This window comes from Streptomyces sp. NPDC001410, assembly GCF_042895235.1.
Taxonomy (GTDB): domain Bacteria; phylum Actinomycetota; class Actinomycetes; order Streptomycetales; family Streptomycetaceae; genus Streptomyces.
This window is the reverse complement of sequence record NZ_JBIAWE010000003.1, coordinates 44,964-71,012: the sequence shown is the minus strand read 5'-3', so window position 1 is coordinate 71,012 and position 26,049 is coordinate 44,964. Positions and strand designations below refer to the sequence as shown.

Annotated in this window: 23 protein-coding genes; 8 read left to right on the top strand and 15 right to left on the bottom strand. The window is 72.0% G+C overall.

Annotated elements, in window-relative coordinates:
• Positions 1–114 precede the first annotated feature (114 nt).
• Entirely contained in the window at positions 115–756 is a 642-nt protein-coding gene (locus ACFY3C_RS06945) for a nucleoside/nucleotide kinase family protein (protein WP_386577692.1), read from the top strand.
• A gap of 5 nt (positions 757–761) precedes the next feature.
• Here ACFY3C_RS06945 and ACFY3C_RS06940 read toward each other — a convergent pair whose 3' ends face one another.
• From ACFY3C_RS06940 to ACFY3C_RS06920, 5 genes are all read right to left on the bottom strand, one after another.
• Positions 762–2,624, bottom strand: a complete 1,863-nt coding sequence (locus tag ACFY3C_RS06940) for a hypothetical protein (RefSeq protein ID WP_390770005.1) — start codon at positions 2,622–2,624, stop codon at positions 762–764.
• Positions 2,625–2,631: 7 nt separating this feature from the next.
• Positions 2,632–3,519 carry a carbohydrate ABC transporter permease gene (locus ACFY3C_RS06935; RefSeq protein ID WP_390770004.1) on the bottom strand — a complete coding sequence of 296 codons (888 nt, stop codon included), beginning with the start codon at positions 3,517–3,519 and terminating at the stop codon, positions 2,632–2,634.
• Between the two features lie 48 nt (positions 3,520–3,567).
• Positions 3,568–4,599, bottom strand: a complete 1,032-nt coding sequence (locus ACFY3C_RS06930) for a carbohydrate ABC transporter permease (protein WP_390770003.1) — start codon at positions 4,597–4,599, stop codon at positions 3,568–3,570.
• A 53-nt stretch (positions 4,600–4,652) separates the two neighbouring features.
• Positions 4,653–5,984, bottom strand: a complete 1,332-nt coding sequence (locus ACFY3C_RS06925) for an ABC transporter substrate-binding protein (protein ID WP_390770002.1) — start codon at positions 5,982–5,984, stop codon at positions 4,653–4,655.
• Between the two features lie 271 nt (positions 5,985–6,255).
• Positions 6,256–7,377, bottom strand: a complete 1,122-nt coding sequence (locus tag ACFY3C_RS06920; protein ID WP_390770001.1) for an ROK family protein — start codon at positions 7,375–7,377, stop codon at positions 6,256–6,258.
• Between the two features lie 260 nt (positions 7,378–7,637).
• Here ACFY3C_RS06920 and ACFY3C_RS06915 point away from each other — a divergent pair, with 260 nt between their 5' ends.
• From ACFY3C_RS06915 to ACFY3C_RS06895, 5 genes are all read left to right on the top strand, one after another.
• Positions 7,638–8,540: an N-acetylglucosamine kinase gene (locus ACFY3C_RS06915; RefSeq protein WP_390770000.1), complete on the top strand. Its 903-nt coding sequence runs from the start codon at positions 7,638–7,640 to the stop codon at positions 8,538–8,540.
• Positions 8,541–8,759: 219 nt separating this feature from the next.
• The gene (locus ACFY3C_RS06910) at positions 8,760–10,685 is read left to right on the top strand and encodes a phosphatase PAP2 family protein (RefSeq protein WP_390769999.1); all 1,926 of its coding nucleotides are present in this window, start codon (positions 8,760–8,762) and stop codon (positions 10,683–10,685) included.
• 91 nt (positions 10,686–10,776) lie between these two features.
• Entirely contained in the window at positions 10,777–12,483 is a 1,707-nt protein-coding gene (locus tag ACFY3C_RS06905) for an ArnT family glycosyltransferase (RefSeq protein WP_390769998.1), read from the top strand.
• A gap of 52 nt (positions 12,484–12,535) precedes the next feature.
• On the top strand, positions 12,536–13,483 hold the full coding sequence (locus tag ACFY3C_RS06900) for a MurR/RpiR family transcriptional regulator (protein ID WP_389172670.1): 948 nt from the start codon (positions 12,536–12,538) through the stop codon (positions 13,481–13,483).
• Positions 13,484–13,942: 459 nt separating this feature from the next.
• A complete protein-coding gene (locus ACFY3C_RS06895; RefSeq protein WP_386577489.1) occupies positions 13,943–14,320 on the top strand; it encodes a hypothetical protein in 378 nt (125 codons plus the stop codon).
• Between the two features lie 287 nt (positions 14,321–14,607).
• On the opposite strand, the gene ACFY3C_RS06890 is transcribed toward ACFY3C_RS06895, so the two are convergent.
• Positions 14,608–15,312 (bottom strand): peptidoglycan-binding protein, encoded by a 705-nt coding sequence (locus ACFY3C_RS06890; RefSeq protein WP_390769997.1) that lies wholly within the window; start codon positions 15,310–15,312, stop codon positions 14,608–14,610.
• Positions 15,313–15,479: 167 nt separating this feature from the next.
• Between ACFY3C_RS06890 and ACFY3C_RS06885 the strand changes: the two genes are divergently transcribed.
• Positions 15,480–15,752, top strand: coding sequence for a twin-arginine translocation signal domain-containing protein (locus ACFY3C_RS06885; protein WP_390769996.1), 273 nt, complete (start codon positions 15,480–15,482; stop codon positions 15,750–15,752).
• On the opposite strand, the gene ACFY3C_RS06880 is transcribed toward ACFY3C_RS06885, so the two are convergent.
• Positions 15,739–16,581, bottom strand: a complete 843-nt coding sequence (locus tag ACFY3C_RS06880; protein WP_390769995.1) for a hypothetical protein — start codon at positions 16,579–16,581, stop codon at positions 15,739–15,741. The genes ACFY3C_RS06885 and ACFY3C_RS06880 overlap by 14 nt on opposite strands.
• A 155-nt stretch (positions 16,582–16,736) precedes the next feature.
• Between ACFY3C_RS06880 and ACFY3C_RS06875 the strand changes: the two genes are divergently transcribed.
• A complete protein-coding gene (locus ACFY3C_RS06875; RefSeq protein WP_390769994.1) occupies positions 16,737–17,309 on the top strand; it encodes a MarR family winged helix-turn-helix transcriptional regulator in 573 nt (190 codons plus the stop codon).
• 7 nt (positions 17,310–17,316) lie between these two features.
• Here ACFY3C_RS06875 and ACFY3C_RS06870 read toward each other — a convergent pair whose 3' ends face one another.
• From ACFY3C_RS06870 to ACFY3C_RS06835, 8 genes are all read right to left on the bottom strand, one after another.
• A complete protein-coding gene (locus ACFY3C_RS06870; protein WP_390769993.1) occupies positions 17,317–18,021 on the bottom strand; it encodes a gamma-glutamyl-gamma-aminobutyrate hydrolase family protein in 705 nt (234 codons plus the stop codon).
• On the bottom strand, positions 18,018–19,508 hold the full coding sequence (locus ACFY3C_RS06865; protein WP_390769992.1) for an aldehyde dehydrogenase: 1,491 nt from the start codon (positions 19,506–19,508) through the stop codon (positions 18,018–18,020). The genes ACFY3C_RS06870 and ACFY3C_RS06865 overlap by 4 nt, the downstream gene beginning before the upstream one ends.
• Before the next feature lie 60 nt (positions 19,509–19,568).
• On the bottom strand, positions 19,569–21,029 hold the full coding sequence (locus tag ACFY3C_RS06860; RefSeq protein ID WP_390769991.1) for an APC family permease: 1,461 nt from the start codon (positions 21,027–21,029) through the stop codon (positions 19,569–19,571).
• Between the two features lie 183 nt (positions 21,030–21,212).
• Positions 21,213–21,836, bottom strand: a complete 624-nt coding sequence (locus ACFY3C_RS06855; protein WP_390769990.1) for a TetR/AcrR family transcriptional regulator — start codon at positions 21,834–21,836, stop codon at positions 21,213–21,215.
• A 44-nt stretch (positions 21,837–21,880) separates the two neighbouring features.
• Entirely contained in the window at positions 21,881–22,726 is an 846-nt protein-coding gene (locus ACFY3C_RS06850; protein ID WP_390769989.1) for a fumarylacetoacetate hydrolase family protein, read from the bottom strand.
• 18 nt (positions 22,727–22,744) lie between these two features.
• Entirely contained in the window at positions 22,745–23,680 is a 936-nt protein-coding gene (locus tag ACFY3C_RS06845; RefSeq protein WP_390769988.1) for a 3,4-dihydroxyphenylacetate 2,3-dioxygenase, read from the bottom strand.
• The gene (locus ACFY3C_RS06840) at positions 23,673–25,133 is read right to left on the bottom strand and encodes an aldehyde dehydrogenase (protein WP_390769987.1); all 1,461 of its coding nucleotides are present in this window, start codon (positions 25,131–25,133) and stop codon (positions 23,673–23,675) included. Before ACFY3C_RS06840 ends, ACFY3C_RS06845 begins: the two co-directional genes overlap by 8 nt.
• 97 nt (positions 25,134–25,230) lie before the next feature.
• Positions 25,231–26,043 carry an acetoacetate decarboxylase family protein gene (locus tag ACFY3C_RS06835; protein ID WP_390769986.1) on the bottom strand — a complete coding sequence of 271 codons (813 nt, stop codon included), beginning with the start codon at positions 26,041–26,043 and terminating at the stop codon, positions 25,231–25,233.
• Positions 26,044–26,049 lie beyond the last annotated feature (6 nt).

Genomic DNA, 26,049 nt, shown 5'->3' with positions numbered 1-26,049 from the left:
GCACCATTCCCCATGGAGTGCGCTCCAGTGGGTGGCGAGCGCCACATGAGCCGGACTTTCGAACCTTCCGGCCCGGCTCTCACCGTCGTCGCCTCCGGTGACACACTCTGCTGTGTGCCGCTGACCTTCGACGACCTGCTCACCCGCGCCCGTGCCCTGGCCGGGGGCGGGCGGCGCGCGCTCCTCGGCATCGCGGGCGGCCCGGGCTCGGGAAAGACCACGCTGGCCGAGCATCTGGTGCGCGCCCTGAACGCCGACGGCCCGCCCTGGGTGGCGCACGTCCCCATGGACGGCTTCCATCTGGCCGACGTCGAACTGGACCGGCTCGGCCGCCGGGACCGCAAGGGCGCGCCGGACACCTTCGACGCGGCCGGGTACGCGGCTCTGCTGCGGCGGCTGCGCGAGGAGAGCGGCGAGGTGGTGTACGCGCCCGGGTTCGAGCGGGTTCTTGAGCAGCCGGTCGCGGGCGCGATCCCCGTGCCGCCGACGGCGCGGCTGGTGGTGACGGAGGGCAACTACCTGCTGCTGGCGGAGGGTTCGTGGGCGCGGGTGCGGTCGTGCCTGGACGAGGTGTGGTACTGCGAGATCGACGAGCAGGAGCGCATCCGCCGGCTGGTCGCCCGGCACGAGGAGTTCGGCAAGGAGCGCGAGGCGGCCGTGGCCTGGGTCCTGGGGACGGACCAGCGCAACGCCGACCTGATCGCCACGACGCGGGACCGGGCGGACCTGGTCGTGCCGCCCGGCGCGCTGCCCTAGGGTCCTCAGGCGCTCAGCGTGAGCACGGGTTCGCCGGTGGCATCGCCCGCCGGATCCCCGAGCACCGCGGTGAACGCCTCGGTGCGTACCGTCAGCCCCTGCTCGTCGCTGTCGAAGGCGGGTGCGAAGGGGCCGCCGGGCCCGTAGCGTACGGCGAACACGTGCAGGCCCTGCGGAGCGCCCGGTGCCGGGGCGGCCTCCAGTGCGGTGGAGTCGACCAGGTGGCGCCAGCCCTCGTCGGGGTTGCCGTAGCCGCGCGGGTCGGCCGCGAGCGCGAACGCCGCCTGTTCCTGGGTGAGTTCGGCGCGGGCGTCGAAGTGGTCGGGGCCCGGGTCCGCGGGATGCGTGAGGCGCAGCCCGCCCGCGGCGACGGCCTCGCCCTCGGCGACGCGGCGCACCCGGTCGCCGTCGTCGGCGGCGTACGGCAGCCCGGACAGCAGGTACGGCGCCCCGTCGAGCCGCTCGACGGCGACCGTCACCCACAGGCTGGTGCCGTCGGTGACGTACAGCGACCGCACATGGCGCAGCACATGGTCGCGGCCGACGACCGGCTTGGTGACCAGCTTGGCCGCGAGCCCGTCGGCGCGGACGTCGCGGACGCGCACCTCGCCCATGGGACGGCACAGCAGGAAGCCGTCCGTGACCGGGCCGAACCCGTGCTGGCGGCGCACGGCGGCGGGCAGGTAGTAGGTGCCGGCCGCCTCGACGAGCGAGGGTGTCATGCGGCTGTCGAAGGCGACGGAGACCGTGCCGGAGCGCAGTTGGTGGCGGGCGGGTGCGGTCGACGGGACGCGGTGCCAGCGGGTGGTGTCCTGGATCTGCCAGACCAGCATGAAGGCGAAGTGCCCGTCGATGCGGCCGTCGCGCTGGACCGCGTGCCGTCCCGTGGGGGTACCTCCCACGCCGTTTAGGCAGTGGGGGAGGGTGTCGCCCCGGTAGCGGCCCAGGTCCGCGCCGATGCGTGCGCCGAAGTAGCGCAGGCCCAGGACGGATTCGAACCCGGAGTGCTGTTCGCTGTAGCGGGGGCCGCCGTTGTCGAAGCCGCCGCTCGTCAGACGGGCGTCGATGTAGCGGGCGAGCGCCTCTCCGTCCTCGGCGAACACCTCCTCGCCGCTGACCCGGTGGGCCTGGGCGAGGAAGGAGAGGGAGATCGGGCCGTAGTTGTTGTCGTACGCCCCGCCGTGCTCGGGCGGCAGCAGGGCACCCCGGTCGCGGACCCGGTGGGCACGGATCTCGTCGGCGTACAGGGCGAGCGCGCGGGCGCGGACCTGGTCCCCCTGCCCGTCGGGGAGATGGCGGGCCAGCATCAGGCCGCCGACCACGCAGCCGACGGCCTGGTTGCCCGCCTCCTGCGGGTTGAAGAAGGTCGCCTCGGTCAGCCGGCGCCAGTAGCCGTGGGCCAGATCCGTGAGGGCGGTGCGCTGTTCGTCGTCCAGGAGGCCGTCGGCCGCGTCGAGGACGTTGACAGCCTGGAGCAGCGCCCACACCGTGCTCGGCCAGTCGCCGATGGGGTGCGCGCCCGCTTCCAGTACGTAACGGGCGTACGGCAGGCCCGAGTCGGTGGTGCGCAGGTTCGGGTAGCCGGGGTTGTCGTCGGTGTAGACGCGCTCGCGCAGATGGAAGGCGAGGCTGCGGCGCACCGCTTCCGGCAGTCGCGGGTCCCGGCCGCGCTGCCAGGCGAGGGCGAGCAGGGAGGTGATGCCGAGGGAGGTGTCGCCGATGTCGTCGCCGGCGTCGGGGTGTTCCAGGCTGCCCTCGGGGGTGAGGCGGGCGAGGGCCTGCTCGGTGACGTCGGCGAGGACCGCGTCGTACGCCTCGGGGGTGTCCGGGAGGTCGTGCAACGGGCCGCGCTGGTGAGGGAGATACACGGGTGGATCAGCCCTTCATGCCGGAGGTCGCCATGCCTTCCACCAGCCTCTTCTGGAAGACGAGGAAGCAGATGAGCGTGGGCGCGAGCGCGATGGTCGACATGGCGAACATCGCGCCGTACGAGGAGCCGCTCGTCTGGTCCAGGAACAGGGTCAGCCCGAGCGGGACCGTGAACTTGTCGTTCTGCTGGAGGTAGACGAGCTGGTGCAGGAAGTCGTCGTACGTCCAGATGAACGTGAAGATCGTGGTGGTGATCAGGGCCGGCTTCATCAGCGGCAGGATGATCTTCCAGTAGATCTGCAGGGGGTTGGCTCCGTCCATCATGGCCGCCTGGTCCAGCTCGCGCGGGATGGAACGGATGAACTGGACCATCAGGAAGATGAAGAACGCGTCCGTGGCCAGGAACTTCGGCACGATCAGCGGGAGGTAGGTGTTGATCCAGGTCAGGTTGTAGAAGATCGTGTACTGCGGGATCAGGACGGCCTGCGTGGGCAGCATCAGCGTGCCGAGCATCAGGCCGAACCAGATCTTCTTGCCCCGGAACTCGAAGCGCGCGAACGCGTAGGCGGCCAGCGAGCAGGAGATGACGTTCCCGATCACCGCGCCGATCGTGACGATCAGCGAGTTGGTGACGTAGAGGGAGAAGGAGTTGCCGGAGCCGCTCCAGCCCTCGGAGTAGTTCTGCGGGTGCAGCCGGTCCGGGATCAGCCCGGGGTGGGTGAAGATCTCGGTGTCGGGCTTGAGCGAGCTGCTCAGCATCCACAGCAGCGGGTACAGCATGACGACCGCCACGCCGATGAGCACGGTGTGGAGGAAGATGCGGCGGGTGCCGGTGGCCGAGCGGAGCTTCTGCAGCGGCGGCATCGAGGATCGGGGCGGGGTGATGGCGGACATGGGGTGTGAGGACTCCTCGCTCAGACGTCGAATCGGACTCTGACGACGTCAGTCGTCGTAATGCACCCAGTAGCGACTGGCGACGAAGTTGACCGCCGTGAAGCCTGCGATGACCAGGAACAGCACCCAGGCCAGCGCCGAGGCGTACCCCATCTGCAGGTCGGTGAAGCCCTTCTTGTACAGGTAGAGGGAGTACAGCATGGTCGAGTTGAGCGGTCCCCCGGTGCCGTTGCTGATCACGAAGGCGGGGGTGAACGTCTTGAACGCGTCGATGATCTGCAGGACCACGTTGAAGAAGACGATCGGCGTGAGCAGCGGAAGGGTGATCCGGAAGAACCGGGTGACGGGCCGGGCGCCGTCGATCGCCGCTGCCTCGTACACGTCCTTCGGCAGCTGCTTGAGCCCGGCGAGGAAGATGACCATCGGGGTGCCGAACTGCCAGACGGCGAGCAGCACGAGCGTGTAGAGCGCGGAGTCGGGGCTGGAGATCCAGTCCTGGCCCTCGATGCCGAACCAGCCGAGGAAGTCGTTGAACAGGCCGTCGCCGCCGAAGACCTGGCGCCACACGATGGCGACGGCCACCGCTCCGCCCAGCAGCGAGGGCAGGTAGAAGGCGGCCCGGTACAGGCCTATCCCCTTGAGGTCCCGGTTGAGGAGCATCGCCACGCCGAGCGCGAGCGCCAGCTTCAGCGGCACGGAGACGAGGACGTACAGCAGGGTGGCGTGCACCGAGTCCCAGAACACCGGGTCGTCGGTGAACATGTGCGAGTAGTTCTCGGTGCCGACCCACTGGGCGGACGAGAGCAGGTCGAAGTCCGTGAAGGACAGGTACAGCGAGTCCAGCATCGGGTAGATCGTCAGGCCGAACAGTCCGACGAACCAGGGGGCCAGGAAGAGATACGGCCACCATCCCGCCCGCCACCCGCCACCACCCTTCAGAAGAAGCGCTTCGCGCTGCCCCTCCTGATTGCGCCGTCTGGCGGCGCGCCGGCGCATCCGTTCCCGGTCGCGCTGGTCGGCGGGGGTCGCCGGGGCCGCCGGCGCCTCCCCCACGACCTCGTCGGACTTGGTGGTGGTCATGCTCATCTTCTCCCTGGCCCTCTCCCGGTGCCTGACTGTGCTGGGGCGGGCGGTCAGCCCGCGAGGATGGACTGCGCCTGGTCGAAGAACTCGTTCAGCTGCGCCTTGATGGACTTCTTGCCGAAGGCGACCGCCAGGTTGGACTGGAACAGCAGGTCCCAGATCTGGTCCGCACCCTTGGGCGGGGGCACAGGCGCGGGCAGCGCGTCAGCGGCCTTCGAGACCCGCTGGGAGATGTAGTCGGCGTTCGCCATGTTCAGCTTGTCGGTCTCGGTCAGCCCGCCGGAGATCAGCGAACGGGCCTTCTGGGTCGGCGGGATGCCGCGCAGCAGCTGCATGTCCTTGATGGCGGTGGCGTCCTGGGCGAAGAAGTCCATGATCTTCACCGAGTCGGCGACCTGCTTGCTGGCCTTGGTGGCGCTCAGCAGCACACCGCCGTTGACGAAGTTGCCCTCGCGGGCGCCGGACCAGTCGCCCTGCGGGGTGGGCAGGAAGTCCAGCTGGGCGTCGGTGATCGAGCCGCCGGCGCCGTAGACACCGGAGTCGAAGGTGAACAGGGCCTTGCCGATGACGACGGCGTTCTTGGTGAGGTCGTTGTGCGCGGCCGAGGTGACGGCGGGCGGCGGGGAGGCGTGGTCCTTCCGCATCCCGGCCCAGAACTCCCACCACTCCTGCAGGGTGTCGGCGGTGAAGCCGAGCTTCTTGCCGTCGTCGGAGAAGAACTGCTGGCCCTTCTCGCGGGCGAAGATCTCGAAGCACTGCAGGGTGGAGCCGCCGCCGTCGTCGACGCCGTACTGCTTGCCGCCGCTCTTCTTGTAGACGTCGGCCGCGATCTTCTTCAGGTCGTTCCAGGTCCACTCGCGGTCGGGCAGCTTCAGGCCGAGCTGCTCCAGGCCGGAGCGGTTGACGGTGAGCTGGTTGACGCCGATGCCGGACGGGACGCCGTACAGCCTGCCGTCGACGGTGCCGGCGGCCAGGAGCGTCTTGGAGAAGCCGGTCAGGTCCAGGGACTTGCCGACGTAGGAGTCGAGCGGGGCGAGGATGCCCTTGCGGGCGTACTGCGCGACCAGCGCGGTGTCCATCTGCAGCAGGTCGGGGGCGCTGCCGCCGGCGACCTGGGTGTTGAACTTGTCGAAGTAGCCGTCGTAGCCCTGGTAACGGGTCTCGATCTCGATCTTCGGGTTCTTCTTCTGGAAGGAGGCGAGGGCCTTCTTGTACGCGGCGTGCCGGTCGTCGCTGCCCCACCAGGTCATGGTCAGCTTGCCGCTGTCGCTGCCCGCGCCGGTGCCGCCGGCACAGGCGGCGAGCGTGGAGCCGAGCGCGCCGGCGACGGCCAGCCCGCTCGCGGTGCGGAAGAGGGTTCTGCGCGAGATCTGGTGACCCACCGGGTCCTCCCTGAAGGTGCGTGACGGATCCCGGAGCCGGTCAACTCGGCTCGGGCGCCTTGGTGTTGGAATCGCTTTCCGGTGCGCGGCCTCGCCCGGCCGCGTACCCCTGACGGGTGCGGGTCCCCGGCCCTGACGGCCGTTGCCCAGCGAGCACGCCCTCGCGTGGCTGCCGTACGTCGCGTACGGTCGGGACGCCCACCCCTGAGCCGGGGTCCCGCCCGGCTTAGAAAGCGCTTGTCCGGACATTGGCAGACCGAGTCGGAGGCCGTCAATCCTTCGCCCGCACGGCCTCGGTCACGGTTTGGACTCCTCGTGCGACCGCGAGCCCGGCCGCGCCGGTGACGGTGCCGAGGTCCCCGACCGTGCTGCTGACCACCTCGGTGGGCCAGCTCAGCCGCTCCAGTTCGGCCCGGACACCGGGCAGGAGCTGCGGGTCCGCGCCGGTGCTGCCGCCGAGCACGATCAGCCCGGGGTCCAGCACGGCAGCCACGGCGGCGGCGAGCCGGCCCACGTCGGCGGCATGGCGGGCGACGACGGCGCGAGCCGTCGCCCGGCCCTCGGCGGCGAGGGCGAAGAGCTGCTCGGTGGTGCGGGGGCAGGGGCCGTCGGCGGACTGCCAGGCCTTGGCGGCCCGGTGCAGCAGGGAGTGCGCACCGACGTACTCCTCCAGGGCCTCGCGGCGCGGCTCGCGGTCGTCGTCCCAGGGGTAGGGCAGCCGGGCCAGCTCGCCCGCGGCGCCGTTGGCTCCGCGCAGCACCCGGCCGCCGACGACGATGCCGAGGCCGATGCCCACGCCGATCCGCAGATAGCCGAAGGTGTGGCGGCCGCGGGCGGCGCCCTCGTGCAGCTCGGCGAGCGCGGCGCAGTTCACGTTGTTCTCGAGGTGGACGGGGACACCGGGCGGCAGCGCGACGGCCATCGCGTCGTAGGCGGGCCCGGCCTTGGCGGTCGCGGGCCGCATGCCGGTGCCCTCCCGGTCCTGTGCGGTGACGTCGCCGACGGCGACGACGATGGTGCGCAGCGGGGCGTCGGCGGGCAGCGCGACGAGGGTCTCGCGCACGGCGTCGGCGGCATCGGCCCGGGAGGTGGTGGCCTCGGCGAGCAGGCTGCCGTCGAGGGCGCAGCCGCGTACCCGGGTGTGGGCGGGGCCGAGGTCCACGGCGAGCACGGTCCCGGCGGCCGGGCCCAGACGGTAGACGGCGGCGGTGCGGCCGACGCCGCCGGAGGCCGTACCGGAGTGGGCGGCGAGCCCCGCGGCCTCCAGCTCGGCCACGGCTGCGGAGACCGTCGGTTTCGACAGGCCCGCGTCGGCCGCCAGCCGGGGGCGGGTGGCGGAGCCGGCCGTGGCCAGGACGGCGAACACCGCGCGGGCGCTCTCGCTCAGGATCATGCTCTCCCCCAGATTCGGGCCGCAGTCTGCTGGTGAGGGGCGCTGGGATGGCGTGCCTCTTGACGCACTCTACTTCGTTAGTTAATTTCCTAACGAACTCACGGTACTCGCCTGCCGTGGCCGCCCCCGAAGCCCGTCCCGGGGCTTCCCGACACCTTCTGCAGCCGTTCATCCAGGCGCGGTTCACCCGCCGTCGCAGCACAGCACCAGGGAGCACGGCTCCTGCAGCGCAGCTCCCTGCGGACGACGAAAGAGGATCCGTGCAGGACGTTCCGTATCCCCTCGTGGTCGGAATCGACGTGGGCGGCACCAAGACCCGTCTCCGGGCTCTGGCCGGAAGCGAGCTGGTCGCCGACCATGTCCGTTCCAGCAGCGGCTGGCGGCCGCACGCCCCGGCTGCCGCCGCGGCCTGGCTGGCCGCGCTGCTCGACGACGTCCTGCCGGCCGGTCTCCGTCCGGCCGCCCTCGCCGTGGGCGGGCACGCCTGCGAGACCCCGCGCCAGTGCGCCGCGATCCGGGCCGCCCTGGGCGACGTCCTGGACGCGCCCGCGCTGATCGTCGGCGACGCCGAACTCCTCGTCCCCGCCGCCGGGCTGGCGAAGGGGGTCGGTCTGGTCGCGGGCACCGGCTCGGTCGCGGTCGGCCACGCGGCCGACGGCACGCCGGTGCAGGTCGGCGGCTGGGGCGCGGTCCTCGGCGACGAGGGCGGCTCGGCCGGGCTGGTCCGGGAGGCCGCGCGGGCCTGCTGGGCCGCCCACGACCGCGGCGCGGCACCCGACGCGCTGGCCGACGCGCTGCTCGCCGCGTTCGAGGTGCCCGAAGTGCCCGCGCTCGGCGCGGCGTTGGAGAGCGCCACGGACGTCTCCGCCGAGTGGGGCCGGCACGCCCCGGCCCTCTTCTCGGCCGCCGAGGCGGGTTCCCGGCTCGCCCACGAGGTGATAGCCGCCGGGGGCCGCTCCCTCGCCACGCTCGTCGTCCGGCTCGCCGACCGCGGCCTCGCCGTGGACGACGTGGTGGTCGCGGGCAGCACCGTCCTCGCCCAGCCGCTCCTGTTCGACGCCTTCACCGCCGCGCTCGCCGACGCCCTGCCCGGAGCACGGCCGCGTCCGCTGCGGGTGCCGCCCGTCAACGGGGCGGTGGCGCTGGCGCGTTCGATCCTGTGAACGGCGCGCCCCGCGTTCACCTGCCGCACATGCCCTCGTCGCCGGGGACTCCCCGACGGGACACGACCCCGCCCTAGATATTCACTCGTTCAACTTCTTTCCCACGGGATCGCACAATCCGGCACATCGCGGCCGGGCGTCCTGCCCGTGCGCGCCGGGTGGTCCCGTGGGCCACTCCCCGGCCGCCGTCCGGCCGAAGAACTCAAGAGAGGCACACGTATGCCGTCACCCGCCGGGCTCCGCTCCTCCTCGCCGGCCCGTGGAACCGCCCTGGGCCGACGCGGCTTCCTCAAGACCTCGCTGGGCGCGTCGGCGGGTGTGCTCGCCGCCCCGACCTTCGCCGCGTGGCTGTCCGCCGCCGACGCCGAGGCCGCGACCGCCCCCGCCGCGTTCGTCGACGACTACCGGACCAACGTCCTCGCCAACCTCACCCCCGAGACCAACGCGGTGGTCCGGATCCTCGGCGGTTTCGCCCAGGTGTGGAAGACCGGCTCGGCCTGGAACTCCGGCACCCCGCTGCGCCCCGAGGTGCTGCGCGCCAACATGCTCTACTGTGCCCGGATCACCACCGAGCGCACCGACGCGCAGGCGAAGGAGGCGTTCGTCTACGACCGCCAGCACCAGAGCTACGCGATGATCGCCGGCCTCGGCCCGCTGGCCGACTTCTACCGGGCGGGCGCCAAGGCGGTCACCTCGATCACCGGCGCGCCCGACGGCACTCCGGCGACCACCGTCAGCGACACGGTGCCCGCGAACGCCCCGGCCGGCTCGGCGCTCGGCGCGGGCGCCCACGACTCCGCGCTCGGCAAGGTCGCCGAACTGGTCGACACCGTGCGCGGCCCGTACGCCTCCGGCAACCCGGCCAAGTACGCCTACCAGTACCCGCGTCCGTGGCGCATGAACGAGGACAGCGAGGTCGTCGACACCGGCGCGAAGGACGCGCTCGGCTACCCGGTGTACGAGTCCGACGTGGTGGTCGCCCCGCAGTTGCTGCGCCAGCGCGGCACCTCCGCGGCCGACGACGGCGGCTTCCCGAGCGGCCACACCAACGCCTTCCACCTGGCCGCGCTCGCCTACGCGTACGCGGTGCCCGAGCGGTTCCAGGAGCTGGTGACACGCGCCTTCGAGCTGAGCCACACCCGGATCGTGGCGGGCATGCACAACACCGTCGACGTCATCGGCGGCCGCGTCATGGCCACCGCACTGGCCGCGGCCACCCTCGCCGACCCGGCCAACGCCGGGCTGAAGGCCGCCGCCCGCGCCCAGGCCCTCGCCTACTTCACCGTGCAGACCGGCACCACCGCCGACACCCTGTACGCCTACGCGCACCCGGACACCGACCCGTACGGCGACCGGGACGCCAACGCCCGCTCGGTCCGGCCCCGGCTGACGTACGTGCTGACCCGGCAGGGCCGCGGCGCGCCGCTGACCGTGCCGAAGGGCGCCGAGGTGCTGCTGGAGACCCGGCTGCCGTACCTGGACGCGGACCAGCGCCGCGAGGTGCTGCGCACCACCGGGCTGCCCGCCGGGTACGTGCTGCTCGACGGCGTCGAGCAGTGGGGGCGGCTGAACCTGTTCGCCGCCGCCGACGGCTACGGCGCCTTCGACTCCGACGTCGCCGTCACCCTGGACGCCGCCGCCGGCGGCTTCTCGGCGGCCGACAGCTGGCGCAACGACATCGACGGGTGCGGCGGCCTGACCAAGCGGGGCACCGGCACGCTGACGCTGACCGGCCGCAACCGGTACACGGGCGGGTCGGTGCTGGAGTCCGGTGCGCTGACGGCCGGTTCCGAGGACGCCCTCGGCCACGGGGACGTGCGAGTCTCGGGCGGCACCCTGCGGATCGACGAGCGGCTGCGGGTGCGTGGCGGGTACGCCCAGGACTCCGGAACGCTGGAGGTCACCCTGGGCGCGGGCCGCAAGGCGCCGCTGACCGTGAAGCACCTCGCGGTACTGGGCCGTTCGGCCGTGCTGTCGCTGCGGCTGGACACCGAACGGCCGCCGGCCGCGGGCAGCACGCTGCCGGTCCTCGACGTGCCCCGGCTGCGCGGGCAGTTCGACCGCGTGGAGGTGAACTCCGACGCACTGCGGGCCGTACCCGTGTACACGGCAGAAGGTCTGTCGGTACGACTCGTGGAGCGGTGACACCCCGGTGGCGGGAGCGGTGCGACAGTAGGGCCATGATCCGGCCCGCTCCCGCTCCCGCCACCGCACGGCCGGTGCCACCGTGGGGCGGATGATGGCGCGCGCACAGCACACGGCCCAGGTCCTCGTAGCCGAGGCCCCCACGGACGACAGCCCCCGGCGGAGTACGGCCCGGGACCGTCTGCACGCCGGACTGCGCCGCCGGCGGCGGTGGCTGGTGCCGCTCGTGGTGGCGCTGTTGCTGGCCCAGACGGCCGCCGCGATGGTCACCACGGCCGTCCGGCAGACGCCCACCATCGACGAACCCGTGTACGTGGCCACGGCCACCGACTATGTGCATGAGCACCGGCTGCGCTACAACCCCGAACACCCGCCGCTCGGCAAGCTGCTGATCGCGGCCGGGGTGGCGGTGGCCGACCCGCACTACGACCCGTCGTACACCGGCACCCAGGGCGAGGTGGGCCGGCATCTGCTGTACGAGTCGGGCAACGATCCGTGGCGGCTGATGCTGTGGGCACGGCTGCCGGTGATCGCGCTGACCCTGCTGTTCGGGCTGGTGGTGTTCGCGTTCGCACAGGAGCTGACGGGCACGGCGGGCGGGCTCGCGGCGCTCGCGCTGTACGCCTTCTCGCCGGACGTGATCGCGCACGGCTCGCTGGCCACGCTGGACCTGCCGGCGGCCGGGTTCGCGCTGACGTCCGCCTGGCTGGTGTGGCGGGCCCGGGACCGGCCCCGGTTGCACCTGCCGCTCTCCGGGGCGGCCCTCGGGGCGGCGGTGGCGACGAAGATGAGCGCGCTGCCCGCGATCCCCGTGGTGATGCTGCTCGCGGTGGTGTCGGTGTGGGCCGCCCGGCGGGGTGCCGAGCGGCGCCGGAAGGTGCTCCTGGGGCTCGCGGGGGCGGCGGTCGTGGCGCTGGTGGCGGTCGCCGTCGTGTGGGCCGCGTATCTGGCGGTCGATCCCCGGCTGCGGTTCACGCCCGCCGAGGCGGTGCCGGCCGTGCACGGGCTGCGCGGGCGCGTGACGGACCTGTTGCCGCTGCCGGAGGCGTACCGGGCCGGGATGCGGGTGCAGTTCGGCCTGGAGGACTACCCCTGGCAGGGCTACCTGTTCGGGCACCTGTACACGGGCTCGCTCTGGTACTACCTGCCCGCCGCCCTGCTGGTGAAGACACCGCTCGGGCTGCTCGCGCTGGGCGCGGCCGGTGCCGTGGCCGTACTGACGGTGCGACGGCTGCGGCCCGCCGCGCCGTATCTGCTGCTGCCGCCCGCGGTGCTGCTGGCGGCGGCGATGACGGGCTCGCGGGACTTCGGGACCCGGTACGCGCTGTTCGTGCCGGTGTTCCTCGCGGTGGCGGGCGCGTGCGTGCGCGCGCTGCGATGGCGCTGGTCGGGTGTGCTGACGGGGCTGCTGGTGCTGGGGGTGGCGGTGAGTTCGCTGCGCACGTTCCCGTACTACCTGCCGTACGCGAACGAGGCGTTCGGCGGGCCGGCCAACACCCACCGGCTGCTGCACGACTCCAACGTGGACTGGGGCCAGGACCTCGGCCGGCTCGCCGACCGGCTTCGGCAGCGGTACCCGGGCGAGCGGGTGTGGCTGGTCTACAAGGGCAGCGGTGTGCCGTCGTACTACGGCATCCGTGCCACCGATCCGCGCACGGTGCCGTCCGGCCGGGTACACGGACTGCTCGTCGTGTCGGACTCCGCGGTGGCCAAGGCACGTGGCCGACTGGCCGAATTGATCGAGTCGAGCCGTCCAATCGATCAAGTGGGTCATTCGATCACCTTGTACCGGCGGTGAGCCTGCCTGCCCGTTACAGCCCCTGGTCATGACGGTCGGTGAGCTATGTTGAGTGGTCGTGGGAGACAAAGAAGAAGGGTCGGCGCCCTCGCCGCAGCAGGCACGCGCCCAGGCATCAGCGATCACCTCGGGCAAGACCGCGCCGGAGGCCGGGGCCGCACCGACCTCCCAGCTCAGGGAACTCTTCGACGGCCCCCGGCTGTCCCCGGGCCAGCGCCGCGTCGCCCAGTACCTGATCGAGCACATCACCGAGGCGGCGTTCCTGTCGATCACCGAGCTGGCGGACCGGGTGGGCGTCAGCCAGCCCTCCGTGACCCGCTTCGCGGCCGCCGTCGGCTTCAGCGGCTACCCGGCGCTGCGGGAGAAGCTCCAGTCGATCGCGCTGAGCACGCTGGCGGGCGGGCCCGGCGAGGTGGACCGCGCCAACGAGCTGCAGGCGGCCGTCGACGCCGAGATCCAGAACCTGGAGAACATGCGGCGCGACTTCGCCGACCCGGACCGGGTGATCCAGGTCGGCCGCGCGCTGTCCCGCTCCACCCCGCTGACCGTGCTGGGGCTGCGCATCTCCGTGTCGCTGGCCGAGTACTTCGGCTATGCCGCCCGCCGCATCCACCCCGACGTACGGCTGGTGACGCGCGGCGGCAGCGTGGCCTACGACGCGCTGCTGCAGTCGCGCGAGGCCGGCGGCACCTGGGTGCTGGCGTTCGCCATGCCCCGGCACGCGCAGGAGACGCTCACCGCGCTGCGGGTCGCGCGCGAGGCGGGCCTGAAGGTTGCGCTGATCACCGACCTGGCGCTCGGTCCGCTGGCCGACGAGGCCGACGTCACCTTCGCCACCGGGACCGGCTCCCGCCTGGTCTTCGACTCCTACGCGGCGCCCGGAGTGATGGCCGCGGCCCTGCTGCAGGCCATGACCGACGCCGATCCGGAGCGCACGCAGGCCCGCCTGGAGAAGTACGAACAGGTCGCCGACCAGCAGCAGTTCTTCCTGAAGGACTGAACCTTCCGCCCGCGGGAGACCCTTCCCGCAGTTCTTCCTGTCACCCGCACCCCGCACGGGGATCTTTCGCCGTCAGGGGATCATTCAACGCATATCCCGCATGAATGTTTTCATACGTCTTGCAAACCCGTCGGTATATATAAATACTGCTCACGGATCTCGCCCGGCCGGCTCCGGGCGCGTTCCATACCCGCGGGACTCACCGCTCGCACAACCGCCCCGAGAAAGCCGACGGACCGCCCATGCGCACGCAAGCACTCCAGCCGCGCAGGTCCTCCGCGCCCGGGGCCCCCGCACGGACACCCTCTGCCGCCGTCCCCTACCCACGTCGGCGATCAGGGTGTTCGGTGGCGCACCGCCCAGGCGATGCGCCCGTGGCGGCCCCGGTCATCCCCTAGGCCGGGGCCGCCCCAAACCGTCGGACCACCCTCACGACGCCGCACACCGGAAGCGATGCTCATGTCAGTGACCACCACCACGCGCCTCAGCCCCGACTGGCCCTGCCAGGTCAAGATGCCCGGCAGCTACGACTGGGAGCGCTCGGCGGCCAAGTGGCTGCGCGAGCTGGTCCCTGCGCGCTACGCCAGCTACCCGGCGCTGATCCGGCACCCCGTCCTGCTCGCCCGGCACGCGCAGATCCAGGTCCAGCAGGAGATCCGGGTGGCCCGGACGGCCCTGCAGACCGCGCGGGCCGAGCTGCCCGTCCTCGGTCTGCCCGAGTCGGTCATCGAGCACACGATCAAGCTGTACGCGGCCGAGGTGCTTCAGCTGCAGCACATCGCGCGCAGTGTCCGCGCGGTCAGTGAGGCGCTGGCAGCCCGCGGCATGCCCCGCTGAAGCACGTCGCCGGCCGTCGTCGGTCGTCACTCTGTCGCCACTCGTCACCGTGTCGTCAGTCGTCGTTGCGGTGTCGCCAGTACCAGAGGACGCCTACGGCCAGGGCCAGCAGGAAGACGGCGGGCAGGAGCAGGCCCGGGATACGGGAGCCGGTCATCGGCGTGGCCTTCGGTCGTGGTGCGAGGTGCGCCCGGCGGCAGGCCGCAGGGTGAGCCCATGGTGGGGCCTGCCGGCCGGTCGTCCACGATGTTTTTCCGAGGCGTTGCCCGGTGTTCGAGCCCGGCAGCTCAGCCACTGCCGTCGAAGCTCATCCGGGATTCCAGTGCGCGGCGCGTGTCGTTGCCGTAGACGCCGGTCTCGTCGCCACTGATGCCGTACCAGAGCTGGAAGCGGGCCACGGCCTCCGTGAGGACGGCATCGTAGGTGCCGTCGGTCGAGCCGTCCCGGTAGACGTCGGGCACCCGCAGCAGGCGCTGCTGCAGCTCGGCGACCTCGGGGCCGGTGTCGCCCTGCCGGAGGGTGCCCGCGCCGTCGGGGTCGGCGGCCGGGGTGGTGGCGGGCGCGGCCGGAGCGGTGGTCGTCGGTGTGGTCGTGGTGGTGTGGGACGGCTGTGGGCTCGCGTCTGCCTCCTGCCGCGTGGGGAGCAGGAGGGCGCAGCCGAAGCCGACCACCGCGGCCGCTCCGACCGCCACGGCGACGGCGGCACGGCGGAGCCCCGGGGCCGAGCGGCCGGTGCCGTTCGGCCGGGGCTGCGAGGCGGCCGGGAAGTGGGGCAGCTCCTGGGTGTCGTCCTCGGTGGCGGATGTCCGGGGCGTGCCGGCACCGGGTGGGGGTGCCGTGCCGAAGGACTCGAAGGTCTCGAACGTCTCCCGCTCCGGGAGCATCTCGCGCATCAGCTCCGCGAGGGCGTCGAAGCGGCGCAGTCGCACGACGCGGACGGGTTCGAGGACCGGTCCGGGGTGCGGCTGTTCAGGGTCGGACGGTGTCGGCACCCTGTTCTCCTTCCGTCCCGTGCGTACGGGATCCGCGGTCCCCGTGCTGAGATACGGCGCACACGCCGCACCCGTTCAGCCCCACCCCTCTCCCCCAGACGATCGAAACACTCAACTCGGTAAGAAGCATTGGGCGTTTGAGCGAGTGCATGCTAGGAGCCGCCGTCATGACGGCTCCTTGGTCACGCCGTGGTTTCCTGACCGCTTCCACGGACACCGCTGTCGCCCTGGGGCTCGGCTCCCAGGCGTTCGCGGCCGCGGACGAGTTCGCGACGTTGCGTGCGAGTCTGGCCCTGACCTGGCGGCGGCCGGTCGCGGTGGTGGTGTCCGCGCCGGCCACGGTCGCCTCGGCGACGACCGGCTCCGCGCTGACCCTGGCCTTCGGGGATCTGACCGCGACGGCGGGCGCGACGCAGCGGATCACCGTCAGGCTGGGGTGAGGGCCCCCTGGACGAACCGGCTCAGGGACGCTGTCAGCGCGGTGACGAAGGCGTCCCGGGCCTCCTCCGGGAGGGCGTCCAGGGACAGGTAGGGGTTGAGGTCCTCCAGCTCGACCAGCAGCAGCTCGCCGTCCGGCGTGCGGCAGGCGTCGACGCGCTGGATGCCGTGGCCGAGGCCGTTCCAGTCGATGAAGTGGCGGGCGAACTCCAGGTCGGCGGCGGTGGCGGCGTACGGTCGCAGTTCCCAGCGGCGCGCCGGGTCGGGTGCGTGGAGGGCGTACTGGAAGTCGTCGTCGACGAAGTAGAAGGACACCTCGTAGGCGAAGTCGACGCACGGCTGGACGAGGACGGTGCCGTCGGCGAGGCCGGCGAGGCCGTCGGCGGGCAGGATCCGCAGGCCGAGGGAGTCGGCGCCGATCTTGGGCTTGACGACGTAGCGCTCGGCCGCCGGCAGCCTGTGCAGGTCCTCGGCACGGTCGACGGTGGGGATGACCGGGAAACCGGCGGCGCTCAGGTCGAGCAGGTACTGCTTGCCGGCCATGTCCGCCTTGCCGCTGAGCGGGTTGTACACCAGCGCCCCGCTGTCCAGCGCACGCGCGCGGAAGGCGTCGTACTCCTTCTGGTAGCCGAGGACGGGCCCGCTGTTGCGGACGACGACCACGTCGTAGGCGTCCATCAGCGCGGCCGCGTCCAGCGGATGACACAGGGCGAGGTCGAAGCGCTCACGCAGCCGCGAGGTCAGGAAGACGTCCTCGTCGCCGTAGCGGCGCCCGCTGGCCGGGTACGCCAGGTCGGTGACGTAGAGGACGCGGGGACGTGCGGCGGACATGCGGATCTCCTCGGACTGCTGGGGTGCAGAAAGGTTACGTCCAGGGGTGGCCGCTCCCGTCCCCGGCCCGGTTCTCCGTACAATTTGAGGCCGAACGATCTCCCGTGGCCGGGACCCGGCCGTGGGTGTCCCGCTCAGCGACCCGAGGAGCGCCCGTGCCCGGCCAGCGATCCATCACCGAAGCCGAACGGCTCGCGTCGGCGAAGCTCGGCGGCATCCCGATCCGCCGGGAGCAGATGGCGGCCGTGGCCAACATCTACCGGGCCGCCGCCGCGGTGCGGCAGCACCTGGAGAACTCGGTACTGCGCGACTCCGACCTGACCTGGACGGCGTTCGTCGTGCTGTGGGTGGTGTGGGTGTGGGGCGAGTCGGAGACCCGGCACGTGGCGGAGGAGGCCGGGATCTCCAAGGGCACGCTCACCGGAGTCGCGCGCACGCTGGAGTCGCGCGGGCTCCTTGGCCGGGCCGGGCATCCGGACGACGGGCGGCTGGTGCTGCTGAGCCTCACCGACAAGGGCGAGGACCTGATGCAGCGGGTGTTCCCGCAGTTCAACGAGGAGGAGGCGTTCGTCACCGCCGATCTGAGCGACGCCGAGTGCCGCAGCCTCGCACAGGGGCTGCGGCGGGTCGTCCTTCAGGTCGAGGAGCACGGCGAGGAGCGCCGCCGGGACCTGCTCGGCGGAGCCGAGCCGGCGCCCCGCCGCAGTGGGCGGCGCGCCAGGAACTGACCGGCGGTCAGCGGCGGGTACGTGCGGCGCTCACCAGGGCGTCGAACAGGCCCTGCTGGGCGGGGTCTTCGTGCGCCGTGTCCTCGGGGTGCCACTGCACGGCGGTGAACCAGCCCTGCGCGCCCGGGAGTTCGAGTCCTTCGACGGTGCCGTCGGCGGCGGTGGCCGTGACGGTCAGGCCCTGGCCCGGGCGGTCCACTCGCTGGTGGTGGTAGCAGGAGGCGTCCGCCTTCTCCGCGCCGGTGGCTTCTTCGAGCAGGGTGCCGCGCCGGATCCGTACCGGGTGCACGAGGTGCCGGTGTTCGTGTTCCGGGCCGCCCATGTCCTGTTCCAGGCTGCCGCCGAGGGCCACGTTGACGACCTGCAGTCCCCGGCAGACGGCCAGCAGGGGCAGGCCCAGGTCCAGGGCGTGGCGGGCGACCTGGAGGTCGAAGGCGTCCTGGAGTTCGTCGACGTCGTAGACGCTGTCGTGGGTGGTGGCGGCGCCGTAGCGGTGCGGGGCGAGGTCGCCGCCGCCGGGGAGCAGGACGCCGTCGAAGCGGGCGAGCCGGGCGGCGACGTCGCTCTCGGCGGGGTGGATGCTCGCGGGCTCCCCGCCGGCCCGCCACACGGCCTCGATCAGGGCGCGGGCGTTGACCTCGGCGGCGTACCGCAGGGCGGAGGTGGTGGCGGAGAAGCGGGCGGGTACGGCGATCAGCGGGCGGTGGGTCACAGCTGGATCCAGGTCGTCTTGAGTTCGGTGTACTTCTCCAGGGCGTGCGCGGACTTGTCGCGGCCGTTGCCGGACTGCTTCATGCCGCCGAAGGGCACGGTCAGGTCGCCCTCCTCGTAGCAGTTGACCCACACCGTGCCCGCCTTCAGCGCGCGGGAGACCCGGTGGGCTGTGGACAGGTCGGAGGTCCACAGGCCCGCGGCGAGGCCGTACTCGGTGGCGTTGGCGAGCCGTACCGCCTCGTCGAGGTCGTCGAAGGTGAGGACGGAGAGCACCGGGCCGAAGATCTCCTCGCGGGCCAGCCACATCCCGGGGCCGACACGGTCGAAGACGGTGGGGCTGAGGTAGCTGCCGCCGGTCTCGGCGAGGGTGCGGGCCCCGCCGGTGCGCAGGCGGGCGCCCTCGGCGCCGGCGGTGGTGACGTGGTCCAGGACGCGGTCCAGGTGGGCCTCGCCGACGAGGGCGCCCATCTCGGTTGCGGGGTCGAGCGGGTCGCCGACGCGCAGCGCCCGGGCCCTTCGTACGACAGCCTCGGTGACGCGCTCGGCGATCGAGGAGTGCACGAGGAGCCGGGAGGGCGCGGTACACATCTCGCCCTGGTTGAAGAAGATCCCCCAGGCCGCGGTGGCTGCCGCGCTGTCGAGGTCGGGTGCGTCGGGCAGGATGATGTTGGGTGACTTGCCGCCGAGTTCGAGCCAGACCCGCTTGAGGTTGGAGTCGGCGGAGTAGCGCAGGAAGTGGCGGCCGACGGCGGTGGAACCGGTGAAGGCGAGGACATCGACGTCCGGGTGCAGGCCGATCGCGCGGCCCGCGGTGGGGCCGTCGCCGGTGACGACGTTGAGCACACCCGGGGGCAGTCCGGCCTCCGTGCCGATCCGGCCCAGCAGCAGCGCCGACAGCGGGGACGACTCGGACGGCTTCAGGACGACCGTGCAGCCGGCCGCGAGTGCCGGGGCCACCTTCCAACTCGCCAGCGTGAGCGGGAAGTTCCAGGGGACGACCGCGCCGACCACGCCCGCCGGTTCGCGGGTGACGAGAGCGAGGGCGTCGGGGGCGGTGTGCGGGGACTCGTCGGTGAGCTTGTCGGCCAGCTGACCGTACCAGCGGAAGGTGTTGATCGCGGCGCGCAGTTCGACGGCGTACGCGTCGGTGATCGGCTTGCCCATCTCCAGGGTGACGGTGAGGGCGAGCTTCTCCCGCTGTTCTTCGAGGAGTTCGGCGATGCGGAGCAGCACGCGGCCGCGTTCGGCGGGTGCCAGGCGCGGCCACGGTCCTGCGTCGAAGGCGCGGCGGGCGGCGGCGACGGCGTGGTCGACCTCGGCCTGCCGCGCGTCGGCGACTTCGGTGAGGGTCTGTCCGTCGCGGGGTGAGACGACGGCGAAGGTCGCGCCTCCCCCGGGTTCGTCGGTCCCGTCGATGTGGTGCAGCGCGGGCAGGTCGAGGGTCTTGGCCCGGCGCAGCAGTTCGTCATGGGTGACGTCCAGCATGGTGTTCCTGTCCAGGGTCGGGGGCCCGGCCCCTGACGGAGCCGGGCCCGGCGGGGTGCGTCAGCGGTCCTCGGCGGTCCGGGAGTGGACCATGCGCGCGGTCCCGGCGCCCAGGAGCAGCACCGCGGGGACGGCCGCGACGAGCCAGGTGGCGGTGGTGGCGTCGCCGCCGATGAGGGTCGTGAAGTTGGCGAGGACCACCCAGATCACGGCGGCGATGCCGAGGGCGCCGAGGGACGGGGCGATCAGGGTGTTCCAGCGCCGGGTGTCGAGGCGCTCGCGGCGGAAGAAGACGATCACGGAGACCGAGGTCAGGAAGTACAGGAGCATGCAGGCGAGGACGCCGACGCCGCTGAGCCAGGAGAAGAGGGTGAGGACCGGGTCCTTGCCCGCGAGGGCGAACGGGATCACCAGCAGCACCGCGATCGCCGTCTGCACGATGCCCGCCGCCCACGGCGAGTGCCGCTTGTTGAGCGAGCGCAGCCCGCGGGGCAGCAGGCCCTCGCGGCTGAGGGAGAACAGGTAGCGGTTGGCGGAGTTGTGGAAGGCGAGGATGCCGGCGAACAGGGAGGTGCCCAGCAGGACGGGCAGCACGTCGCCCGCCCAGCCGCCGAAGAGCCGCGCGATGGGCGCGAAGACGAACACGGTGGCGTCGCCGCCCGCCAGGGCCTCGCCCGCCGCCCCGGTGACCTTCGTGGCGCCGTACGAGGAGACGAGCATCCACGAGGTGAAGGCGAAGAAGCCGGTCACCACGGCGACCGACAGGTAGGTCGCCCGGGGCACCGTCCGGTGCGGATGGCGGGCCTCCTCGCCGTAGATCGCGGTGGCCTCGAAGCCGAACATGGACGCGACGGCGAACATCAGGGCCACGCCCGGGGCGCCCTGCAGGACGGCACTCGGGGCGAAGGTGTCGACGACGCCGAGGCCCTCGGGGCCGCCGCCCTTGAAGAGGGTGACGAGGGCGAAGGCGAGCAGGATGCTGAACTCGGCCAGCACGAACACGGCGAGCACCTTGGCGCCGATCTCGATGCCGGCGGCGCCGAGCGCCTGGACGACGGCCATGGTCACCAGGGCCCACACCCACCAGGCGAGGTGCGCGCCGGCGTAGTGCTCGACCAGGCCGGCGACCGTGAAGCCGTACAGGCCGTACATCGCGGCCTGGACCGTGCAGTAGGCGAAGAGTGCCACGGCGGCGCTGCCGCTGCCCGTGGTCCGGCCGAGGCCCTTGCCGATGTACGTGTAGAAGGCGCCCGCGTTCACCACGTGCCGGCCCATGGCCACGAATCCCACCGAGAACAGCAGGATCACCCCGCCGGCGACGGCGTACGCGGCCGGGGCCCCGGGTCCGTTGCCGACGGCGACGGCGATCGGGACGGCGCCGGCGATGCCGGTGAGCGGCGCCTGGGCGGAGAGGACGAAGAAGAGGATGCCCAGGACTCCCAGGGCGTTGCGCTTGAGGGTTCCTGCGGGCTGTGGGGCCTCTCCGGCCCGGGGCGCTGCGTCGACCGTCTGACTGTCCACTCGGATCACCTGCTGAGGAGGGGAGGGAGGTTTTGTTTTGAGCCAAACGAGTTGCCTCATGGTGGGCCGGAACTATCCATCTGACAAGGGTCCGGGCGGGGAATTTACTGTCCGGAAACCGCCTGTGGGATCGCATGAGAAACCCTCGCCGCAACCGCGACGGAGGGTCCCTACCGGGTACGCTCAGTCGCCGTCCGGGGGCCGCTCGCCCAGGTCGCGCAGGAGGGACCGCAGCTCGGCGAGGCAGGCCTCGGTGTCCGCGCGGTCGGCGATGCCGGTCAGCTGGTGCAGGACGAGACCGTCCAGGGCGGCGAAGACCAGCCGGTTGAAGGCCGGGCTCGCCCCGGGCGGCAGGATCCGGTCCAGCTCGCGCTGCGAGGCACCGAAGTACTCGGCGTACAGCTCACGCACCTGCGGCAGCAGCTCGGGGCGGCGGCGGGCCTCCAGCAATAGCTCGTACTGGTACGCCTGCCCGTCCGCGTCCTGCTCCACCATGTCCGTGAGACCGGCGACGAAGTCCTCGGGGCGACCGGTGCCGGGTTCCAGGAGGCTGCTGCTCAGGCTGGTGCGGATCGCGTAGGCCAGGGACTCCTCGATCAGCGCGTCCCGGGACCCGAAGTGGTGTACGACCAGACCGTGGGTGACGCCCGCCTCCTCGGCGACCGCCCGGTAGGTCAGGTGCCGCAGACCCCTGCGCCCGACGACCCGCACGGCGGCCCTGAGCAGCGCCTCACGGCCCTCGCCGTAACCGAGCCGCTTGCGGGAGGGCGGGCGGCGTTCCTGCGAGGTCCCGGCGGATTCGGTCATGGCGGTGACCCTACCCGCGGCCCGCGCCGCGCAGGGTCCGCGGTTCACCGCCGCGGCGGCCGGACGCCGCGGAACTCCCAGTCGCCGCCCAGCGCGGTGGACAGCACCTCCTCGGACTCGGTGGGCTGCGCGCCGACGTCGGTCCGGACCGGGGTGGGTCCGGTGACGACGTGGTTGGTGAGCCGGCCGAGGCCCTCGACCTCCACCTCCACGACGTCGCCGGGCCGCACGGGCCGCGAGTTGGCGGGGGTGCCGGACAGCAGCACGTCACCGGGGTACAGGGTGATCGTGCGGGCGATGTCGGCGACGAGGTAGTGCATGTCCCACTTCATCTCGTCGGTCGAACCGTCCTGGACGACCTCGCCGTTGACGTAGGTCCGCAGCCGCTTGCCGTGGAAGTCCCAGTCCGTGACCAGGCCCGGGCCCAGCGGGCACAGCGTGTCGGAGCCCTTGACCCGGAGCATGGAGCCCGCGTCGGTGTCCCGGAAGTCGTGCAGGCCGTAGTCGTTGGCGACCGTGTAGCCCGCGATGTACTCCCCCGCCTCGGCGGGCGGGATGTTACGGGCCGTCCGCCCGATGACAATCGCCACCTCACCCTCGTAGTTGAGCCACTTGCACCCCTCGGGGCGGACGATCGCGCCCCGGTGGGAGTTGAGGGAGGAGGTCGGCTTGTGGAAGTAGGTCGGTGTGTCCGGGAGTTCGATGCGGAACTCCTCCACGCGGCTGCGGTGGTTGAGATGGACGGCGATGACCTTGGGGGGGACCACCGGGGGCAGGTGCGTGGCGTCCTCGATCTTGACGCGGCGGCCGTCACCGGCGACGAGTTCGTCTTCGTCGACAATGACCTGGACGGCGGCACCGTCGAGGAGGATGCGGCGGTATTCGGGCATGAGGGCTCCTGGATACGACTAGACGCGGCTGTGCGGGGTGCGCGGGGACGGTGCGGCGGGCCGGCCGGTGCCGGTCCAGCCGGCGGCCGGGCGGTCGAACCAGAGGTGCACCTGGCCGGTGCCGACGGAGTTCTCGTACTCCCCGTACTGGCGGGCCCTCGCGACGCAGGCCTGCTCGCCGAGGGCACCGGCCATCATCAGGTAGTGGAAGAACTTCGCCTCGGGCTTGAACCTCCAGAACTCGTCCATGGTGTCGAGGACCTTGTCGTGGCGGCCCTCCTTGAACCACTCGATGCGCTCGTGGTCCGCCTCCCGGGCCTCAGGCGTGCGGATGTGCACCGGGTCACTGGCCTCGTGGTCGCGCAGCTCGCGCAGCGGCCAGAAGGTGTGCGAGAGCGCACCGGAGGCGATGAGCAGTACCCGGCGCCCCGGAGTGGCGGCGATACCGTCGGCCAGGGCCCGCCCGAGCCGCAGATGGTCCTCCATGTCACCGGTCTGGCAGACGCCGACGGTCACCCACCGCTTGCCCGGAAGCCCCTCGCCGAGGAACTTCCAGAGGTTGAGCGTGGCGTAGTAGATCGGCAGGTAATCGTCGTCGATCGCAGTGATCCAGGTGCCGTGCTTGCCGGCGAACGAGGCGATGTTCTGCGCGAGTTCGGGATCGCCGGGAAAGTCGTACGGCATCCGGCACATGCCGCGCGGCAACTCCTCCGAGGTGAAGAGCCCGGCCCGGCGCTGCTGGGCGGTGACGACGAACTCGACGGTGGTCGCCCAGTGCGAGTCGAGGACCACGACGGTGTCGTAGTCGTCCCGCTCGAAGACGTCCCTGCGGAGCCGCTCCAGGCCGGTGACGAGGGTGATCTCCTTGCCCTCGTTCAGCTCCAGCCGGTCGGCCTCCGGCAGCACGATGGTGGGGACGTGGGCGAGCAGCCCCGCCCCGACGATCTCACCCATGGTCCTTCCATCCCTTCGGGGCGGTGACGGTGTTCTTCAGGTCGCAGTAGAAGTCGAAGCTCCAGGTCCCGCCCTCGCGTCCCACACCGGAGAGGCGGGAGCCGCCGAAGGGTGCCTGCAGGTCGCGTACGAAGAAGCAGTTGACCCAGACGGTGCCGGCGACGAGCTGCGCGGTGACGCGCTCGGAGCGCGCACGGTCGCCCGTGGCGACGGTGGCGGCGAGCCCGAAGCGGGTGTCGTTGGCTAGGCGGACGGCCTCGTCCTCGGTGGCGAAGGTCTGCAGGGTCAGGACGGGCCCGAAGACCTCCTCCTGCACGATCTCCGAGTCCTGGGCGACGTCGGTGAGGAGCGTCGGCGCGTAGTACTGGCCGCCCTGCGGGTGCCCGCCGATGACGGCACGGGCGCCCGCCTCGATCGCCCGCCGCACGAAAGCGTCGATCTTCGCCAGCTGGCGGGGGTGGATGTTGGGCCCGATGTCGGTGCCCTCGTCACGCGGATCCCCCTGCGAAAGCCGTCCGGCCTTCTCCACGAAGCGCCGGGTGAACTCCTCGGCGACCGACTCCTCGACGAGGATCCGCGTTGCGGCGAGGCACACCTGGCCGGCGTTGTCGTACTGCTCCACCGCGAGGTCGACGGCGAGGTCGAGGTCGGCGTCCGCGAACACCAACAGCGGCGACTTGCCGCCGAGTTCAAAGCTGAGCGGGGTGAGGTTGGCGGCGGCCGAGGCGGCGATACGGCGAGCGGTCGGCACGGAACCGGTGAAGCTGATCCGACGCACGTCCGGGTGCGAGGTGAGCGCGTCACCGATCTCGACACCGTACCCCTGCACAACATTCAGCACTCCGGCCGGCAGCCCCGCCTCGGCGGCGATGTCGGCGAGCAGCGAGGCGGTCAGCGGAGACCACTCGGCGGGCTTCAGAACCACGGTGTTGCCGGCAGCGAGAGCCGGGGCGACCTTCCAGGTGGCCAGCATCAACGGGGCGTTCCACGGCGTGATCAGCACACAGGGGCCCGCCGGGTCCCAACTGACGTGGTTGCTGTGCCCCCGCGTCTCGAAGCCCTCGTGGTCGAGCTGGAGCAGCCAGTCCGCGAAGAACCGGAAGTTGTGCGCGACGCGAGGCATGACGCCCCGGCGGTGGGACCGGAGCAGAGCACCGTTGTCGGCGGTCTCCACGACGGCCAGCTCTTCGATCCGCTTCTCGACACCGCCGGCGATGGCGTGCAGGATCCGGGCCCGCTCGGCACGGGAGGTGGCGGCCCAGGCGGGGAAGGCGGCCTTGGCGGCGGCAATGGCGGCTTCGGCTTCGGCGGGGCCGCCGCGGGCGACCTCGCCGAGGGCGGTGCCGTCGATGGGCGAGTGGTCGGTGAAGGTGTCGCGGGAGGCGACGCGCCTGCCGCCGATCCAGTGCCGGGTGTCGACGGTGATTCCGGCGACGGTGATTTTGTCAGGCATGAGAAGGGCTCCATTGAAGAGAGGGGATGTGCAGCCAACTCAGGGGCGCGGGGAACTGCGCGACCAGCCACGACGAGCCCGCAGCCGACCGGGAACCTCACTCGGCAGACGCCCCCGACGTACCGGCTTCGAGCAGCCGACCGCCGTCCCAAACCACACCGACCTGCCGGTAGTACGCAGCGATCGGCTCACGAATCTCCAGCCGCGCCAACTCCTCCGTAGGCGCCTCGAACAGCTCCAACTCCGCATCCCCGACCCACGGTTGCCCACCCTCGAAGGAAGCAGCCCCCGACTCGATCAGCTCGTCCAACGCCAGCCCCTTGCCCTTCTCGATCGAGGGCAGCCAGCGATGGTGGGCCATGGGGTGGGCGTTGACGAACCCGTTGGTGTCGGCAGGCTCCCTCAAGGTCACAACCACCTGCGCCAACCGCCGGTCGGCAACCGCGAGCGTCGCCCCGAACCGCGCCCCCGCCTCGATCCGCGGAGCGGGCCCGTACAAATGCGGCCGCGTCTGGTGAATGGACCCGAGCTTCTTCGGATACCCCTGGTGCAGCCCCCGCGCGATCGCGAAGTCCTTGTCCACCCAGATGTACACGCACCGCGAGTACGTCCGCCGCCGGTACTTGCACCGGACGACCGCGAAGGCCTCCTTGTACTGCGACAGCACCGGATCGAGCAGCTCCGAGCCCGACTGGGAGCAGGACTGCCAGTCGGCCCAGATCAGGGCGACGGCGCCCGGGTCCTCGTCGGCCAACTCCAGTGGCTCGGGGAGCAGTTCACGCACCCGCGCGGGATCCGTGCGGTATTCGACGGTGAGCAGGTCACCGGAGTAGTGCCAGGGCGGCGAGGGGATCAGCGACGAGGCACCCGTCGCCGTCTTGGGGTGGAAGTAACCGCGGACACTGGTCACTTGAGG